This window comes from Serratia grimesii, from assembly GCF_900186025.1.
Taxonomy (GTDB): Bacteria; Pseudomonadota; Gammaproteobacteria; order Enterobacterales; family Enterobacteriaceae; genus Serratia; species Serratia grimesii.
The window spans coordinates 2645737-2664007 of sequence record NZ_LT883155.1; the positions used below are offsets into that span (position 1 = coordinate 2645737).

Below are 18271 nucleotides of genomic sequence, written 5' to 3' on the forward strand. Positions count from 1 at the left end.
AACAGAACCTCTCTGTCTGGAGGTTCTCCCTGCGCCCTATAAAGAGAGATCGCCATGGATAATAAAATACCCAACACCCGCTGGCTGCGGGTCATTGCACCGATCCTGATTGCCTGCATTATTTCCTTTATGGACCGGGTAAATATCAGTTTTGCACTGCCCGGCGGTATGGAAAGTGATCTGGGCATCACCAGTCAGATGGCCGGTTTGGCCAGCGGCATCTTCTTTATCGGCTATTTGTTTTTGCAGGTTCCTGGTGGACGTATTGCGGTTAACGGCAGCGGTAAACGCTTTATTGCGTGGTCACTGTGTGCCTGGGCAGTGGTTTCAATAGCAACCGGTTTTGTCACCAATCATTATCAACTTCTGGTACTGCGCTTTGTCTTGGGGATTTCTGAAGGCGGCATGTTACCGGTCGTACTGACCATGATCAGCAACTGGTTTCCAGAAAAAGAGCTGGGCCGAGCCAACGCCTTTGTCATGATGTTTGCGCCGTTGGGAGGCATGCTGACTGCACCGATCTCTGGAGCCATTATTAACCAACTCGATTGGCGCTGGTTGTTTATCCTCGAAGGTTTGCTGTCGTTAGTGGTTTTAGCCGTGTGGTGGTTATTGATCAGCGATCGACCACAAGAAGCACGTTGGTTACCGGCCCGCGAGCGAGAATATCTGATAACAGAACTCACGCGAGAACGTCAGGCACGCAGCAGAACACAACCTGTCAGCAATGCCCCACTGAAGGACGTATTCCGTAATAAAGGGCTAATGAAGCTGGTGTTGCTGAACTTCTTTTATCAAACCGGTGACTACGGCTACACCCTGTGGCTGCCCACCATTCTGAAGAACCTCACTGGCGGTAATATGGCCTCTGTGGGCTTCCTGGCAATTTTGCCTTTCGTGGCAACGTTGTTGGGGATTTACCTCATTTCTGTACTTACCGACAAAACCGGCAAGCGCCGTCTGTGGGTGATGGTTTCATTGTTCTGCTTCGCTGCCGCTTTGTTGGCATCGGTAGTGTTACGCCATAACGTGGTGGCCGCCTATATCGCGTTAGTGGTTTGTGGTTTCTTCCTGAAAGCGGCGACCAGCCCATTCTGGTCAATGCCTGGGCGTATCGCCTCCGCAGAAGTGGCCGGTGGCGCACGTGGGGTGATTAATGGTTTGGGCAACCTGGGTGGGTTCTGCGGACCTTATCTGGTGGGTGTGATGATTTATCTGTATGGGCAAAACGTTGCGGTTTGCGGATTGGCGGTGTCACTGATCATTGCCGGGATCATCGCATGGCGCTTGCCAAAAGAGTGCGACCTGACCGACAGTGAAACAGCGCATGACGCGTTGCTGGACAAGGCCAAACGAGCCTGAGTGACAACGAAAACCACAAGCGGGCAACGGCAAAATTTGCTATGTTAGCCCGCTGATTAAGGTCTGTTGTTACTCGCTGGATAGGTCTATGTTTACCCATAAAGCAATTGCCGAACTCAATACACTGGAGTTGATGGTTTATAACTACGTCATCAAGAATAAGAACCCAGTGATATACATGACCATTCGTGAGCTGGCGGAGGCCGCCGGGGTATCCACGACCACGGTACTGCGTTTTTGCAAAAAAATGGGCTGCGACGGTTATTCAGAATTTCGTATTCGCTTTAAATTGTATCTTGAGCAAACCGAAGCACCGCCGATAGATTTCGGCACCAGCGAAATAATCAGTTTCTTTAAAAGTATCAACAACGACGAATTTAACCAACTGCTTGACCAAGCGGTACAATATATTGCTGCCGCAGAGCGTATTATTTTTGTTGGCGTCAGCACGTCGGGGGCGTTGGGGAAATACGGTGCGCGTTTCTTTTCCAATGTAGGAAAATTTAGCACCCATATTGATGATCCTTATTATCCTATCAACAGTGATATGTATAAAAGCGCGGTCGCCATTATGCTTTCCGTGTCTGGCGAGACAGAAGAGATCCTGCGCCTTGCCAGCCAGTTCAGCCTGCATAACTGCAAGATCGTCAGCATCACCAACAATGAAACCTCATCACTGGCACGTATGGCAGATTTCAACCTCTCCTACCATGTTCCCCCGCAGCTGATTGCCGGACAACATAATATCACGACCCAAATCCCGGTAATCTACATTATTGAAACCATCGGAAAACGGCTGGGTCATATTAGCGCCACAAAATAAAACAACCTGTTTTTTTAATGTGACACGTCACCTGAAAGGGTGATTTGTTATATCGTGACATTCAATTTCAGCTTGCTACTATATTCTCAGACGTGACCTTTCATTAATAATGGAATGAGAAACCAACGATGAAACAGCAACAGTTACCGAAAGATTTTCTGTGGGGGGGCGCCGTCGCTGCGCATCAGGTTGAAGGCGGTTGGGATCAGGGCGGTAAAGGCCCAAGTATCGCTGACGTATTGTCGGGCGGTGCACATGGCGTGGATCGTGTGATGACTGACGGTGTGCAGGAAGGCTATCGCTACCCTAACCACGAAGCGGTGGATTTCTACGGTCGCTACAAACAGGACATCGCGCTGTTCGCAGAAATGGGGTTCAAATGTTTCCGCACCTCAATCGCCTGGACGCGCATCTTCCCCAACGGGGATGAGCTTGAGCCGAATGAAGCCGGCCTGCAATTCTATGATGATCTGTTCGATGAACTGCTGAAATACAATATCCAGCCGGTAATCACCCTGTCGCACTTTGAGATGCCCTATCACCTGGTGAAAGAATATGGCGGTTGGAAGAACCGTCAGGTGGTCGATTTCTTCGTGCGTTTCAGCGAAGTGGTGCTGCGCCGCTATCAGCACAAAGTGAAATACTGGATGACCTTTAACGAGATCAACAACCAGAGCAACTATCAGTACCCGCTGTTCGGCTACTGCTGTTCCGGCGTTGTATATACTCAGGAAGAGAACCCTGAGCAGACGCTGTATCAAGTCTTGCACCATCAGTTTGTCGCCAGCGCCCTGGTAGTGAAACTGGGTCACCAGATTAACCCGGAATTCAAAATTGGCTGCATGCTGGCCTGCGTCCCCTTCTACCCGTACTCCTGCAAACCTGACGACGTCATGTACAGCGTCGAAGCCATGCACTCACGCTACCTGTACACCGACGTACAAGTGCGAGGCTACTATCCGTCGTATCTGTTGCGTGACTGGGAGCGCAAAGGTTTTCAGATTGAAATGCAACCTCAGGACGCACAAACCCTGCGCGAAGGCTGTGCGGATTACATCGGCTTTAGCTACTACATGAGCAACGCCCTTAAGGCGGATGCGGTAAGCACGGGCGATGCGATGTTCGACTTCCCTGGCAACGTACCGAACCCGCACGTAAAAGCCTCCGACTGGGGCTGGCAGATTGACCCGGTTGGGCTGCGTTATTCACTGAACGTCCTGTACGAACGCTACCAGAAGCCGTTGTTTATCGTTGAGAACGGCTTTGGTGCTTTCGACAAGGTCGAAGCAGACGGTAAAATCAACGATGACTATCGTATCGACTACCTGCGTGCACATATCGAACAGATGAAAAAAGCAGTGATCGAAGACGGTGTTGATTTGATCGGCTACACCCCGTGGGGCTGCATCGACTGCGTTTCCTTCACTACCGGGGAGTACGGCAAACGCTACGGCTTTATTTACGTCGACAAACACGACGACGGCACTGGCACGCTCGAGCGTTCGCGCAAAAAGAGTTTTGACTGGTACCGAGGGGTGATCGCCAGCAACGGCGAACAACTTTAATACGTCAGTCCCTCAGGTGAGCCACATCTTGTGGCTCATTTTTATTGAGTCACTTCACAGCGCACCCACAGATTAAAGCCCCCAGACACTTCTTTTACACTGATTTCAATGCTCTCCCTGTCGAAGCATGATCCCTAACACCTGAAGACGACCTGACCTGTGTCCCGTTGATGAGCACCCTCTGATGTTAGCCATGTCTTCTGATCCAGTTTGGGTTCGACTGTAGATACAAGACTTATCTATGGCCATGCCTGAAAGAAACAGGCCTGATTCGGGAGGCTGCGGGCCGGGGTATTTATTTTTAAACGTTTCCCTCCAAAAGATGGTAGAAAGCATTTCTACAGTTAAAATAAAGGGATAGATGATGGGCACACGCGTTCACCAAGCCATAATGCAGGAGCAACAAATGCAAAACGAGACAACACACTCGGTCGGAGATGACGTCAAGGTGCACCTTGTGAACGCATTTACCCGGGATAATTCTGGCGGCAACCCCGCCGGGGTCGTTCTCTACCCGCCAGACCTGAGCGCCGCGCAAAAAGTAGCAATCGCGCGGCAGGTGGGCTTTTCCGAGACCGCATTTGTCTATGCCGGTGAGGACACAGATTTCAAGGTGGATTTTTTTACGCCTGAAGGGGAAGTGGATTTCTGCGGACACGCGACATTAGCCGTTTTTTTCACCCTGGCTTCACTCAATCTGCTTACACCGGGCCAATACATGCAAAAAACCAAGGCCGGTATTCTGAGTGTCGCCGTCAGCCCCCAGTGTATCGTTATGGAGCAAACCTTGCCGATCACGCGGCCAGGGCCTGATGTCAAAGATGTCGCACTTGCCCTCGGCGTTCACCCCGAGGTCATTGCAGGGACTGGCTTGCCCATCGCGGTGGTTTCAACAGGGTTACCGGACATTATTATTCCCGTGCAATCCGGCCATTTAGATAGCCTGCGACCCGATTATGACGCGATCGCCAACCTGAGCCGCACATTCGACGCTATCGGCTTCCACGTATTTGAACTGAGTCGCCATGCTGCCATCACAGCCCACTGCCGCAATTTCGCACCGCTTTATGGCATAAATGAAGAGTCCGCAACCGGTAGTGCCAGCGGCGCTCTGGGGTGCTATCTGAACCATCATCTCCAGCCCGGCGAAACGCACTTCCTGTTAGAGCAAGGGCGGGCCATGGGATGTTCTTCTCTGATCCAGGTGACGATTGAGACGCAGGCGCAGGCAATTAGCCGCGTTAGCGTCGGCGGACAAGCAATGATGGCCGGTACAAAAATGGTTAGACTTTAAAAGATAAATGAACGCGTTCTGCACAAATACGGGGTAAACCAGAAGAAAGGTGGTCTGCCCCTGAATGAGATACTACGCGCAGTGAGTCATGTCAGAACCTTCGCTCTTATACCCCCCATTTTTCCATTTTGGGTATATCGCCTTTACGTTCTTGGGGTTAGTAAAGAAGCGAACCCATATCATTACATAACCTTAGGTTATGTAAAATACCGCTAAATTTCACTTTATCGTAACACTCTGGCTTGCGAGACTCAGAGTGGGGAATGACATTCACGCCCCTTCGCGCTGACACAACAATAAAACAGATCAGCCCTCTGCACCCTGCCCACGCCATGAGGATTTCCGCATGAGCCAGATAAATGAACTGTACCATCGCAACTATGATCTGCATCCGCCGGTCCTGGTGCCGGAATATAAAACCAGCGTACTCCGCTCCCCCAAAAATGCGCTGATATCACTGCAAAATTCGCTCTCCGAGATCACTGGCCCCGTATTTGGTCAACATGAACTCGGCGCACTGGATAACGATCTGATCCTGAATTACGCCAAGCAGGGTTTGCCCATTGGTGAACGTATTATCGTGCACGGCTATGTCCGCGATGAAAATGGCCTCCCCATGCGCAATGCGCTGGTCGAAGTGTGGCAAGCCAATGCTGGTGGTCGCTACCGCCATAAAAAGGATCAGTATTTAGCACCGATAGACCCGAACTTTGGAGGCTGCGGACGCATGCTGACCGACAATAACGGTTATTACTTTTTCCGTACTATCAAGCCGGGCCCTTACCCATGGCGTAACCGGGTTAACGATTGGCGTCCGGCACATATTCACTTTTCACTGTCCGGCGATGCCTTCGCCCAGCGGCTGATCACCCAGATGTACTTTGAAGGCGACCCGCTGATTGCCAGTTGCCCAATTGTCCGTGCTATCAAAAATGACGATGCCGTGCGCACGTTGATCGCCGGTCTGGACAAAACGGCTTCGGTTCAACTCGATAGCCTGGCCTATCGTTTCGATCTGGTGCTACGCGGTCACCGCGCCACCTTATTTGAAAACCGTTTGCAGGGGAAAGCATGATGCCGCAAAACTACCTACCGGAAACGCCGTCCCAAACCGCCGGGCCTTATGTACACATTGGCCTTGCTCCCCTTGCCGCGGGTTTTGAGATCTTCGAAAACAACTTTGGGCACGTACTGACCCAACTGGAAACCCAGGGTCAACGCATAACACTTGAAGGACGGGTGTTCGACGGCAGCGGCACACCTATTCGTGACGTGTTGTTGGAAATTTGGCAGGCCAATGCCCATGGACGCTATAACCACCCAGGCGATCAACAACCGCACAAACCGCTTGATCCCACATTCCGGGGTTGGGGACGCAGCTGTTCCGACTTTGAAACAGGCCTCTACCGTTTTGACACCATCAAGCCGGGTGCTGTTTGTGGTCGTGATGGGCGGATGATGGCACCACATATTAACCTGTGGATTGTCGCTCGCGGCATCAATATTGGGTTACATACCCGGGTTTATTTTGCCGACGAGGCTACAGCAAACCAACAAGATCCTGTGCTGAATCTGATCGAACTGGAGGTACGCCGTAAAACGCTGATTGCCCACCCAGAACGTCGGGATAATGAGGTTGTGTATCGCTTTGATATTGTGATCCAGGGCGAAGGCGAAACGGTCTTTTTCGATCTGTAATTTCTGCCTGCCTGTGGCCGCAAAGAATCTGTACGCCAGTACAAATTTGCGGCCACCATCACTTGTTACCTCTGGGGAATTCTTCCTACACTGAGGTATGAAAAAAGCCAATTTATTTATCCAACGCATGCGTTTACGCCACATCAACGGCTTTGTTGCCGTGGCGCAAGAGCGCTCGTTGAGCCGTGCAGCCGATAAGCTGAGCCTAAGCCAGCCTGCACTGTCAAAGACGCTTAACGAATTGGAAGCGTTGACTGGCAACCGCCTGCTGGTACGTAACCGCCAGGGAACACGGCTGACTGAACAAGGGGAGCAGTTTCTCGGCTATGCCACTCGCGTGCTGGAGGCACTCACAGCGGCGGGACACGCGCTCGACCGGCTCGATGACGAACCTGCACGCGTATTGCGTGTCGGCTCGCTGCCGACCACCGCACTGGGCATGTTGCCGCAATCCATCGGACAATATCAGCAGGCGCACCCTTATTCGCGCATTCAGGTCGTCACCGGTAAAAACACGGAGCTGTTAGCACAGCTTAAAGCGGGCGAAATTGACGTGGCAATAGGTCGAATGGCCGATCCCGAAATGATGAGTGGACTGGCGTTTGAGTTATTACTGTTGGAATCGTTGTTGATGGTGACCCGGCCCGGACATCCATTGTTAAGTGAAACCATCACCCTTGAGCGTGCACTGAACTATCCAGCCATTATTTCACCAAAGGGCACGGTGCCGCGCCATAATACTGAGAACCTGCTTTCAACACAGGGATTCAGTCTGCCTGGCCAGTACATCGAAACGCTATCCGCCTCGCTGGCACGACAGATGACACTGCAATTCGACTATCTGTGGTTTGTCCCCTCCAGCGCAGTGAAAATGGATATTTCCTCCGGTCAGCTTGTCCCATTGCCGTTACCCACGCAGGGAATGGAGGAGGCCGTCGGCATTCTGACACGTAACGACGGTGAGCTGAGCGAGTCCGTACTGGCATTTATCACGACGGTGCGCCGTATCGCAGGCGCTGCGCGAAACGTTTAATCGGCTTCCCGGTCCTGCTCGGCAAACACTTCCGCTGCCAGATGGAACGCCGAATTTGCTGCCGGCAGACCGCAGTAAAGCGCGCTTTGCATCAGCACTTCTTTGATTTCGTTCCGGGTCACACCGTTGTTTACTGCCGCTTTTAAGTGCATCCGCAATTCGGCTTCCCGATTGAGCGCGATCAGCATCGCAATGGTGATCAGGCTGCGGCTATGGCGCGCCAGCCCCGGCCGCGTCCAGATCTCCCCCCAGGCGTAGCGGCTGATAAAATCCTGAAACTCTTCGTTTAACGGTGTGAGCTGGCTGAGGCTGCGATCAACATGGGCGTCTCCCAGCACCGCTCTGCGCACGTCAATGCCCTGTTGGTAACGTTGTTCATCGTTCATCTTGATGTGCTCCTGATATTGCAGCGGCAGCCTGTGCAAGTACCTGCTGAGTAAAGGCGTGTGCACTGCCGAGGTATTGCTGCGGATCTAACAGTTCCGAAAGCCGCTGTGCCGACAAATGCGCCATGACGACAGGATCCTCAAGCAGCACATCTAGCAGTGTTAGCCTTTGCGCCAACGCGTAATGGCACTGTTTTTCTATGTGTTGATGCGCTTGTTGACGCCCCATAACCTCACCCAAGGCCATAGTGACGGCTTCTGCCATAATTACGCCATGAGTTAACCTCAGGTTATGCTGCATCTGTTGTGGAAACACCTGCAAGCCGGAGATCAGATCACCCGCAGTATGCAATGCTCCTGCTGACAGCATCACTAACTCAGGCAGGCTTTCCCACTCTGCATGCCAGCCGCCCAAACCGCGTTCGTGTTCTTGCACCATGGCGGCATACAACCCACCGATCAACGCTGGTACGCGATTAGCCGCCGAGAGGATCACCGCGCAGGCCACCGGATTGCGTTTGTGCGGCATTGTGGATGACCCGCCACGGCCCACCGCTTCCGGCTCAGCCACTTCCGCCACTTCCGTTTGTGTCAGCAAAGCGATATCACGTGCCAATTTACCCAGCGTACCGGTTAAGCCCGCATACCAACCCGCAACCTCCAGCAGACGATCACGCTGGCTATGCCAAGGCGCATTAGCGGCGGTCAGTTGCAATCCGAACGCTAACGCGTTCACCAGCCGCTCACCGTTATCCCCCAACGATGCCAACGTACCGGCGGCCCCACCTAATTGCAGTGCTAACACTCGAGGCGACATTTCATTGAGCCGGGAGCGGTAGCGCAACAACGCATCCAGGGTACCCGCCAGTTTTAAGCCCCATGTGGTCGGTAGTGCATGTTGCATCCAGGTCCGTCCAACCAGTATGCAATCCTGATGTAACGTAATGTGCTGCACCAGTGCCGCAATTAACCGGTTCAAATCGCGCTGCGTCAGTTCAATTGCTCGCCGCAATTGCAGCACCAATCCGGTGTCGATAGCATCTTGGCTGGTCGCCCCCCAATGAACAAAGCGTGCGGCTTCGGCCTGCTGCTGCGCCACGATGAAAGTGAGCTGCTTCACCAATGGGATCGCCAGATTACCGGCCTGTGCCGCCGATTGAGCCAAAGCAGCCGCATCAAATAAATGGCTGTGACACGCAGCGGCAATATGCTGCGCAGCTTCCGTGGGAATAATGCCCAAGTCAGCCTGAGCGGTGGCCAATGCGGCTTCGAAATCCAGCATTCCTTGCAGCGTCGCTGCATCACTGAAACAATGGCTTACCGCTGAAGGCCGTAGCAGCGGCGTCAGTAATTCCATAAATCCTCCAGGCAAAGGGCTGATTCTCCCGATGATGGCGTGACGTCGTCGGCAGCGTCAAGAACGATAAACGTGACCTTGGGCGATTGTCGAAACATTGGCCAATTTTATTGGTTTTTGCGATTCCGCACGGATTACATCATCTGAAACGGTGAGCCGACGTAGTTTTCTGCCAACATCGTCATCGCGCTGCGCGACCTTACGGTGTATTGCAGTTCCGACAGCTGCAAACGCTGCTGGAATGCACTGTCGTCCTGATGGGTGTGCAGCATATTGGTCATCCACCAGGAAAAATGCTCGGCACGCCAGACACGTTGCAATGCATCATCGCTGTAGCTATCCAGCCGTCGCCAACTTTTGTGTCGGTAAAATTCATCCAAAGCCTGTGATAACAAGCAAACATCTGCCATGGCCAGATTTAACCCCTTAGCCCCGGTCGGCGGCACAATATGCGCGGCGTCCCCCGCTAACAGCAGCCGTTTACAACGCATTGGCTCAGTGACAAAGCTGCGCATGCCAACCACGTTTTTTTGGAATATCCGCCCTTTTTTCAGTGACCAACCGTCATGATTTTCCAACCGGCTTTCCAGTTCGTTCCAAATACGATCGTCTGACCATTGATCGACATTTTCCGCCGGGTTGCACTGGAAATACATGCGCTGCACCCCCGGTGAACGCGTGCTTATCAATGCAAAACCACGCGGGTGCCGTGCATAGATCAATTCATCACTGGACGGTGGTGCCTCCACCAAAATGCCGAACCAACCAAAGGGATAAACCCGGGTATAATCTTGTCGCAACCCGCCCGGCATCGCGGCACGACTGATACCGTGAAACCCATCGCAACCAATAATAAAATCGCAGTCAAGCCGCTGTTGTTGACCATTGTGGCGGTAATGTACCTGTGGTCGATCCCCATCCAGTTCCTTAAGCTTTACGTCTTCAACCTCAAAGTAAAGCTGCCCTGCTACCGCTTGTCGCGCGGCAATCATATCTTTCAACACTTCGTGTTGGGCGTAAACGGTGATCGCCCGGTCGGTTAGCTCAGTCAGGTCGATCCTGTGTTGCTGGCCACCAAACGCCAGACGGATCCCATGGTGCTGCGTCCCCTCTTTGCGCATGCGCTCGCCCAGCCCGGTTTGATTGAGCAAATCCACGGTACCCTGTTCGAGCACGCCAGCGCGAATAGTGGACTCCACCGCCTGTTGGTCACGTGTTTCTAATACCACCGACTCAATCCCCTGCAGATGCAGTAAATGCGACAACATCAATCCTGCTGGGCCCGCGCCAATAATCGCAATCTGTGTACGCATGGTTATCTCCTATAACGCCTTGTTGAGTGAGCCGGACAATGCCGTCGCTTTTGCAGAAATGTGTTTGATCACCAACGCCAGCGCAGCCACCAGTGCCGGGATCGCCAGGAGTGTGAAAATGGTGCTGAACGTCAACTGCATTTGCATCAATACCCCCCCGCTCATCGCGCCCAGAATGCCGCCAAACCGCCCTAACCCCAGCATCCAGGCCACACCGGTTGCTCGCCCCTGTGTCGGATAGAAACCAGCAGCCAATGCCGGCATTGAAGACTGTGCACCATTCATGCAGGTACCCGCGATAAACACCGTCACGGCCATCAGTATCGGATCCGTGTAAACGTACCCAATGGCGCAAACAAGCAGCCCGGTCAGCAGGTAGCCAACGGCCACGACTTTGTGCGGATTCATGCGATCCATTAACCAGCCGATAATCAGCACACCAATGCCACCACCTAAAGGAAATAACGCGGTAATCAAAGAAGCCTGACGGATAGAAGCGCCCGTTTCCCGGATTAACAGCGGCAGCCAACTGGTCAACAGATAAAAAATCATCAACCCCATAAAGTACGTCAGACACAACATCAGGGTACCCAACAGATAACGCGGGGAAAAAATCACGCCCAGCGCCGACCTGGCTTTCACCTGGCCCTCTTCCACCAGGCTAAACAATGGTTCTGTGACATTGAGTGGTGCGATACGCTTAAGTACGGCAGCAATGCGCTGTGCCGGGTAACCATGCACCACCATAAAACGCGCAGACTCAGGTAGCGCGACAATCAACACGACCGCCAGCAGCAACGGCATCACGCCCCCCAGGATCATCACGCTCTGCCAGCCGAAATGCGGGATCAACCAAGCGGAAACAAAACCGCCCATTGATGAACCCAGCGGGAAACCACAAAACATCAAATTCACCAACAGCGCGCGCTTGCGCTCCGGCGCATATTCCGACATCAGCGTGGCCGCATTCGGCATCGCGGCTCCCAGACCCAATCCGGTCAAAAAGCGCAGCAGTGTGAGCATCGGTAGCGTGGTAGCAAATGCCGTCAACAGGCTAAAACCACCGAAGAGGATCAACGAGAGCACCAAAACCTTTTTGCGGCCGATGCGATCTGCCAACGGGCCGGCAGTCAGCGCACCGACGGCCAGTCCCACTAGCGCAGCGCTCATCACTGGCCCCAGTGAAGTTTTTTCAATCCCCCAGTCTTGTACCAATGAGGTGGCGATAAACCCGATGATTGCAGTGTCGAAACCATCCAGTGCCACAGTTAAAAAGCACAGAGTCAGGATCAACCACTGATAGCGGGAAAAGGGTTTTTCATTAATAAATGATTGAATTTCTATGGTGTTTTGCTGGGTCATAGAGCGCTTCCTAGGTTGGCCTGGCGAATTAACCCCGGCGGGAGCGGCCAGGCGTTTCCCTGGCAAAACCGCTAGTTGTGCGATTATCGAAACTTGGTTCGTTAATCGCCTTTTCATCAAAGCATCGCCAACAAAAAGTTTCAATATTGTTAAATTAATTAGCGTGCGATAACCGAACGGGAAAACAATGAAAACAAAGGAAGGGTTTAATTATCAGAAAGATGCATGGATTTTTCATCCATAGGGAACATGGGTATTTTGTGAGCTGATTAACATTGATGAAACATGGGACCACAGCAGCGCATCGGTCTGAGCTGCCGATGCGCTGCTGCGCTCAGTTCAAAGGCCTTTGGCGACTTCGCGGGGGGCCAACTGCGCCTGACGATTATATCCTTTGGCACCCTTCACAAAGATAGCGCAGGCGGTGATTAACGCCGGAATGGCAATAATGGCAAAAATGCGGTCGACCCCCCACCCCAGCGCCAACATTTCCGCGCCGGCGAAGGCACTCAGGATGGCACCAATACGCCCAACGCCGTGCATCCAGCTGGAGCCGGTAGCCCGTGCTTCTGTAGGATAATAATGAGCGGATAGCGCATTCATGCCGGTATTCGCGCCGTTCAGGCAAAAACCACAGGCCAATGCCATCACACCAAGCATGACCGTGTTATGGGCTGTCAGCCCAATCAATAATGTGAAACACGCGCCCAACAAATATATTACGCCTAACGCCCGATGCGGATTCACACGATCCATTAACCAACCGGTAATCAGGGAACCGAAGGTGCCACCCGCCTGGTACAACGCGGTGATGACCGCAGCCTGCGCCACACTCAAGCCAATACCTTTAACCAACGTCGGTAGCCAGCTGCCCAGCAAATAGACCAGAAACAGCGCCATAAAATAGCCCAGCCACAGCATTACGCTACCGAACCCATACTGTCGTGAGACCACAATCTGCATTGCGCCTTTGCCCGGTTCCACCTGCGTCGGTAAGGTGTAACGCGTATTGGCATCCGTACTGCCGGGTGCCAGTTTTTCCACAATGTTGCCAATGCGTTGACGGCTGGCGCGTTTGGTCACCAAAAATCTCACTGATTCCGGTAGCTTGGCGATCAACAGTGGCACGCACACGAGCGGCAGTACGCCACCAAGCAATAACAGAGCATGCCAGCCTCTGTGTGGAATGATCCAAGACGCAGCAAATCCCCCCAACGCAGCACCGAAAGTAAAGCCGCAGAACACCACGGTGATAACAAACGAACGTTTCTTTTCTGGTGCATATTCGGAGATCAACGTGCCCACATTCGGCATCGCCGCCCCCAGCCCCAATCCGGTCATAAATCGGAAGAAAATCATTTGTTCAATATTGTGTGAGAATGCAGTGACCAGCGTCCATACACCAAAAAAGAACACGCTATTGATAATGATCACTTTGCGACCCAACCAATCTGCCAGCGGGCCGGACAGTAATGCACCTATTGTCAGGCCAACCAGCGCTGCGCTGATCACCATACCAAGCTGATGATTACCAACACCCCATTCATTTTTCAGCTCAGGGGCGATAAACCCCATCAAGGTAATATCGAAGCCATCCAGAGCGATAACGATGAATCCCAGCAAAATGATCAGTTTCTGGTAACCACATATCGGACGATCGTTGATCAGCGTTCGAACATCTATTTCGTTTGAAACCACAATTTTTCCTTCGCGCAAACGCCCAACATGCCCATGCTCAATAATCGAACAAACCGTGAAATACCGTGCTGCTACTGTAAGAATTCCCGCGTGGGTCAGCAACGGAGATTATCGATAATCTGATGATTATCGAACCGTTAGGTACATTCACAACAAGAATAAATGTCACCCCATCACCACCAGTCAGGACATTACGCTGCAAGCTTATCCCTTACCTGGTCTTACCCTCCGCAAAACTTGCAGTTATAAGGCGAAAAATAATCTTGTTTAATGGCTTTAACGACGACTATTATTGCCACGAAATTTACATTCTCGTAACATGATGCCGTTCACAAAAGCGCAAATGCGGCGGATTGTATTGCCGGGTCACCCCGGTTACTCTTAACCGGTGTCCCCACAAAGATAAGTGACTGATGTTTTGAAGAATGATGAGATCCCCGCAACCAAGCGCAAAAACGACCCCGTCGGCCTGAAGCAACGCATTTTCACTGCGGCACTGACTGAGTTTGCCGAAGCGGGCCTAAAAGGTGCTCGCATGGAAAACATTGCCGAGCATGCTGCGACCACCAAACGTATGGTGGTTTATCACTTCAAAAACAAAGAATCGCTCTACCTGGAGGTACTTGAACACGTATATCAGCATATACGTGCACACGAAACGGGGTTGGATCTACAGGCACTGCCCCCCGTAGAGGCCATGACCCGACTGGTAGAAGAAAGCTTTAATTACCATGCAGAGCACCCTGATTTCATCCGCGTAATCTGCATGGAAAACATGATGCGCGGCCAGTATATCCGTCAGTCACCGCGGATTAAGGCCTTGAACCAGAGTGCATTGACACTGCTGGAGGAGATATTGCAGCGCGGCAAGCAAGACAGGCAGTTTACTCCAGACGCCAGCGCCGCAGACGTGCATCGATTAATCAGTAGTCTGTGTTTCCACTATGTCGCCAACCAGTATACTTTTAATACATTGTTTGAAAGCCATGAACCGCCTGAAGATCAGGTGATCCATAACCGTCAGTTAGCGGTTGTGGCAACCCTGCGCTATCTGGCGTTGTAGGCACTGTCCCTGGGAGACTGTGATGACCAAGATCTCTGCTGGTGAAGAGATTGCCGCGCCTGATAGTTCACTATCCGCCTCCCGTGGCGATCCCTTCCGGGGTGACCCCAATTTTATGGCGTCACTGGCGCGGGGCCTTGAGGTTATCCAGGCTTTTACTCCGCAGCGCCGTCTGATGTCCATTTCACAAATCAGCCAGAAAACAGGCATTCCGCGTGCTGCGGTACGCCGTTGCCTGTATACGCTGAACAAGTTGGGGTTCGTTTACGCACAGGACGGAAAAAATTTTGAGCTGCGTCCACGTATTCTGGCATTGTCTCATGCTTATCTCGGTGCCACACCACTGGCTACAGCCACCCAGCCAGTGCTCAAGCACATCAGCCAATTGCTGAATGAATCTTGCTCTATCGCCACGCTGGACGGTGACAACATTCTGTATATCGCGCGTGCTTCTGCCGAACGCATTATGACTATCGACTTGAACATTGGCAGTCGTCTGCCCGCGTTCGCCACCTCGATGGGACGTGTGTTACTGAGCCATCTCCCGGCAGACAAGTGCGAGGATTATCTGCAACGCATTACTCTTATGCGCTATACGCAATACACCATTGGCACGATCGATAAACTGCGCGACGAACTGGATAAAGTTCGTGCGCAGGGTTATGCAATTAACGATCAGGAACTGGAAATCGGCCTGCGCTCCATCGCAGTGCCGATTATGTCGATCAACGGCGGTGTTACCGCCGCGCTAAACGTGGGAGTGCAGGCTGGTCATGTACCCTTGGAAGCACTGACCGAACGTATCCTGCCGATCCTGGTGGAGGGGGCACAAGAGCTTTCGCTGCTGTCACACTAAACAACCTGTTGTGCGTTAGCCAAATACTTGGCCATTTCCACTTCGGGCACCATACCGCCGCCTGTGGCCCATACCAGATGGGTTGCATTCTTCATCTGTTCTTCATTCAGTCCCTGACTTGCCAGCCACTCGGTATCTGCCGTGACGCACCATGGCCCAGGCATGCCGGCCAGGGCTGAAGGCTCAAGCTGAATGTGCTCATGACGATCCAACAGTCCCAGGAGTGCAAACATCTCGTCATCGCTGAGCGTGTAAAAACCGGAAAGCAGACGCTCCATCGCACGACCAACAAAACCGGATGCTCGCCCAACCGCCAGTCCGTCTGCCGCGGTGTGGTTATCAATGCCCAAATCCTGTACGGCAATGCCATCGTGCAGTCCGGTATGTACACCAAGCAGCATACAAGGTGAGTGTGTCGGCTCGGCAAAAATGCAGTGCACATGGTCACCAAAGGCCAGTTTCAATCCAAAAGCGACCCCGCCTGGGCCACCACCGACACCACACGGCAAATAAACGAACAGCGGATGTTGGGCATCAACCTGAATACCACTTTCGGCAAACTGACGCTTCAAGCGCCCGCCGGCAACGGAATACCCCAGGAACAGCGTCTGTGAGTTTTCATCATCAATAAAGAAGCAGTGTGGATCCTTCGCGGCCTGCAAACGCCCCTGTTCCACAGCAACGCCATAATCTTGCGCGTACTCAACCACGTTGACGCCATTATCACGCAGCTTCTGCTTTTTCCATTCACGGGCATCCGCCGACATGTGCACACTGACGCTGAAACCCAGTCTGGCACTGATAATGCCGATCGACATACCCAGGTTACCCGTCGAACCCACAGCAATGCGGTAGTTGCTGAAAAATTCGCGGAACTCCGCTGAGAACAACGTGGCGTAGTCGTCCGTCAATTGCAGTCGCCCTGCTTCCAGAGCCAGTTTTTCTGCATGTGCCAGCACCTCGTAAATCCCCCCGCGGGCTTTGATCGACCCGGAGATTGGCAAGTGACTGTCTTTTTTAAGCAATAAACGCCCACCCAGCGGCTGGCCATAGCGCTGATCGAGCGCCGTTTGCATCGCAGGAATAGCCACGACATCAGATTCAATCACCCCGTTGGTGATGCGTGTTTCGGGGAAAGCAGCGCTCAGATAAGGGGCAAAACGCATTAACCGTTGCTCCGCATCAGTCACGTCGGCAACACCGAGGCCGACAAACGGCAGTCCAGCCTTCAACGTGGTTGCTCGTGGGTTGAACCAGGTCACCGGTTTAAGGTCGATCAGTGCCTGCACCAGCGGGAATTGGGTAACCAATTGCTGAATCTGTGTCTTTTCCATTTTTGTTCTCTACGCTGCATAAAGGTTAGCTCTAGGGTGCAGCGATTCGTCGACGCTGACAAATGATAAAAATTCAGCCCTGCATGAGCAGGCTTGATGCAAAAAGGTGATTTGCGTCAATTTACAACCCACAATGACGCCTTGCATTACATTGAATCACCTAAATACCCCGCAACCGACATGGCTGCGGGGCTTCATGCGGTGTGATTGTTACCCACGAGCCGCCGCTTCTAACGCCGCAACATCCAGTTTAACCATCTGTAACATCGCCTCGGTTACCCTTCTCACCTTCATGGCGTCAGGGTCGCTCATAAGTTCTGTCAGTCGCTTGGGAACAATCTGCCAACTCAACCCCCAGCGATCGCGCAGCCAACCGCATTGCTCAACACGACCACCGTCACTCAGCGCATCCCACAGGCGATCAACCTCCGCCTGATCTGCGCATTCGACCATAATGGAAAAACTGTGGTTGAACGGATCCAACGGGCCGGCCTCTATCGCCGCATACCGCTGATCACCCAGCGTAAAAGCCGCCAGCTTTACGCTGCCTGCAGGGCCACTGGGAGTATCGGCGGGCAATGTGGAGTGCCAGGTCAGGGAAGAACCGGGGATAAGATCAATGTAACAACGTAGCGCTGCTTCCATGTCTTTCTCAAACCACAAGTGTTGGGTTATTTTCACAATATCCCCTCCGCTACTGGTCCAGGATAGATTCGAAGCCGCCGAAGATCATTCGCTTACCGTCAAACGGCATTTTATCGCCAAATGCCTTCATCCGCGGATCGGTCATCATCTTCTGATTCGCCTCATCACGTACGGCCTTAGACGGGTATTCGATCCAACTGAACACCACGACCTCGTCAGCTTCAGCCTTAACCGCACCGCGAAAATCAGTGAGTTTGCCATCGGGGACATCATTACCCCAACATTCGACGATCCGCGTAGCACCGAACTCTTTAAACAGGGGTGCCGTTGCGGCGGCCAGTTTTTGGTACGCCTCCTTATTGGCGGCTGGCACCGCCACCACAAAGCCTTCAACATATTTCATCGGAGATTCCTCTTGTCTGTTCGACAGTCGGTGTGGCGCAGGCGGAGTTGCCCACGCCCTCTTCCATTTTAGACGCCAT

General features: G+C 52.7%; 17 protein-coding genes. 9 read left to right on the forward strand and 8 right to left on the reverse strand.

Annotated elements, in window-relative coordinates:
- The first annotated feature begins 54 nt into the window (after positions 1 to 54).
- The 7 genes from SGBXF1_RS12480 to SGBXF1_RS12510 all read left to right on the forward strand — a co-directional run bounded on the left by SGBXF1_RS12480 (position 55) and on the right by SGBXF1_RS12510 (position 7775).
- Positions 55 to 1362, forward strand: a complete 1308-nt coding sequence (locus tag SGBXF1_RS12480; protein ID WP_037415394.1) for an MFS transporter — start codon at positions 55 to 57, stop codon at positions 1360 to 1362.
- Positions 1363 to 1450: 88 nt separating this feature from the next.
- Positions 1451 to 2185 carry a MurR/RpiR family transcriptional regulator gene (locus SGBXF1_RS12485; protein WP_130380770.1) on the forward strand — a complete coding sequence of 245 codons (735 nt, stop codon included), beginning with the start codon at positions 1451 to 1453 and terminating at the stop codon, positions 2183 to 2185.
- Positions 2186 to 2313: 128 nt separating this feature from the next.
- Complete coding sequence (locus SGBXF1_RS12490) at positions 2314 to 3750, forward strand: 6-phospho-beta-glucosidase (protein WP_130380772.1); 1437 nt, start codon at positions 2314 to 2316, stop codon at positions 3748 to 3750.
- A gap of 406 nt (positions 3751 to 4156) precedes the next feature.
- Positions 4157 to 5044, forward strand: a complete 888-nt coding sequence (locus SGBXF1_RS12495; protein ID WP_130380774.1) for a PhzF family phenazine biosynthesis protein — start codon at positions 4157 to 4159, stop codon at positions 5042 to 5044.
- A 346-nt stretch (positions 5045 to 5390) separates the two neighbouring features.
- Positions 5391 to 6119: a protocatechuate 3,4-dioxygenase subunit beta gene (pcaH, locus tag SGBXF1_RS12500; RefSeq protein ID WP_186426909.1), complete on the forward strand. Its 729-nt coding sequence runs from the start codon at positions 5391 to 5393 to the stop codon at positions 6117 to 6119.
- On the forward strand, positions 6119 to 6742 hold the full coding sequence (pcaG, locus tag SGBXF1_RS12505) for a protocatechuate 3,4-dioxygenase subunit alpha (protein WP_186428505.1): 624 nt from the start codon (positions 6119 to 6121) through the stop codon (positions 6740 to 6742). Before pcaH ends, pcaG begins: the two co-directional genes overlap by 1 nt.
- A gap of 97 nt (positions 6743 to 6839) precedes the next feature.
- A complete protein-coding gene (locus SGBXF1_RS12510) occupies positions 6840 to 7775 on the forward strand; it encodes a LysR substrate-binding domain-containing protein (RefSeq protein ID WP_186426910.1) in 936 nt (311 codons plus the stop codon).
- Here SGBXF1_RS12510 and pcaC read toward each other — a convergent pair.
- From pcaC to SGBXF1_RS12535, 5 genes are all read right to left on the reverse strand, one after another.
- A complete protein-coding gene (gene pcaC / locus SGBXF1_RS12515; RefSeq protein WP_037415408.1) occupies positions 7772 to 8161 on the reverse strand; it encodes a 4-carboxymuconolactone decarboxylase in 390 nt (129 codons plus the stop codon). The genes SGBXF1_RS12510 and pcaC overlap by 4 nt on opposite strands.
- Positions 8151 to 9518 (reverse strand): 3-carboxy-cis,cis-muconate cycloisomerase, encoded by a 1368-nt coding sequence (locus SGBXF1_RS12520; protein ID WP_186426911.1) that lies wholly within the window; start codon positions 9516 to 9518, stop codon positions 8151 to 8153. The genes pcaC and SGBXF1_RS12520 overlap by 11 nt, the downstream gene beginning before the upstream one ends.
- Positions 9519 to 9652: 134 nt before the next feature.
- A complete protein-coding gene (locus SGBXF1_RS12525; protein ID WP_186426912.1) occupies positions 9653 to 10831 on the reverse strand; it encodes a 4-hydroxybenzoate 3-monooxygenase in 1179 nt (392 codons plus the stop codon).
- A 9-nt stretch (positions 10832 to 10840) separates the two neighbouring features.
- Positions 10841 to 12193 carry an MFS transporter gene (locus SGBXF1_RS12530; RefSeq protein WP_186426913.1) on the reverse strand — a complete coding sequence of 451 codons (1353 nt, stop codon included), beginning with the start codon at positions 12191 to 12193 and terminating at the stop codon, positions 10841 to 10843.
- 339 nt (positions 12194 to 12532) lie between these two features.
- The gene (locus SGBXF1_RS12535) at positions 12533 to 13894 is read right to left on the reverse strand and encodes an MFS transporter (RefSeq protein WP_420329906.1); all 1362 of its coding nucleotides are present in this window, start codon (positions 13892 to 13894) and stop codon (positions 12533 to 12535) included.
- Between the two features lie 415 nt (positions 13895 to 14309).
- Between SGBXF1_RS12535 and SGBXF1_RS12540 the strand changes: the two genes are divergently transcribed.
- Both SGBXF1_RS12540 and SGBXF1_RS12545 read left to right on the forward strand, forming a co-directional pair.
- A complete protein-coding gene (locus SGBXF1_RS12540; RefSeq protein WP_037415971.1) occupies positions 14310 to 14954 on the forward strand; it encodes a TetR/AcrR family transcriptional regulator in 645 nt (214 codons plus the stop codon).
- 22 nt (positions 14955 to 14976) lie between these two features.
- Positions 14977 to 15810 carry an IclR family transcriptional regulator domain-containing protein gene (locus SGBXF1_RS12545; RefSeq protein ID WP_186426915.1) on the forward strand — a complete coding sequence of 278 codons (834 nt, stop codon included), beginning with the start codon at positions 14977 to 14979 and terminating at the stop codon, positions 15808 to 15810.
- On the opposite strand, the gene SGBXF1_RS12550 is transcribed toward SGBXF1_RS12545, so the two are convergent.
- The 3 genes from SGBXF1_RS12550 to SGBXF1_RS12560 all read right to left on the reverse strand — a co-directional run bounded on the left by SGBXF1_RS12550 (position 15807) and on the right by SGBXF1_RS12560 (position 18192).
- Complete coding sequence (locus tag SGBXF1_RS12550; RefSeq protein WP_186426916.1) at positions 15807 to 17144, reverse strand: D-serine ammonia-lyase; 1338 nt, start codon at positions 17142 to 17144, stop codon at positions 15807 to 15809. The two genes, SGBXF1_RS12545 and SGBXF1_RS12550, sit on opposite strands and share 4 nt — an antisense overlap.
- A 210-nt stretch (positions 17145 to 17354) precedes the next feature.
- Positions 17355 to 17825, reverse strand: a complete 471-nt coding sequence (locus SGBXF1_RS12555; RefSeq protein WP_037415421.1) for a VOC family protein — start codon at positions 17823 to 17825, stop codon at positions 17355 to 17357.
- Between the two features lie 13 nt (positions 17826 to 17838).
- Positions 17839 to 18192 carry a DUF1428 domain-containing protein gene (locus SGBXF1_RS12560; RefSeq protein WP_037415424.1) on the reverse strand — a complete coding sequence of 118 codons (354 nt, stop codon included), beginning with the start codon at positions 18190 to 18192 and terminating at the stop codon, positions 17839 to 17841.
- Between the last annotated feature and the right edge of the window lie 79 nt (positions 18193 to 18271).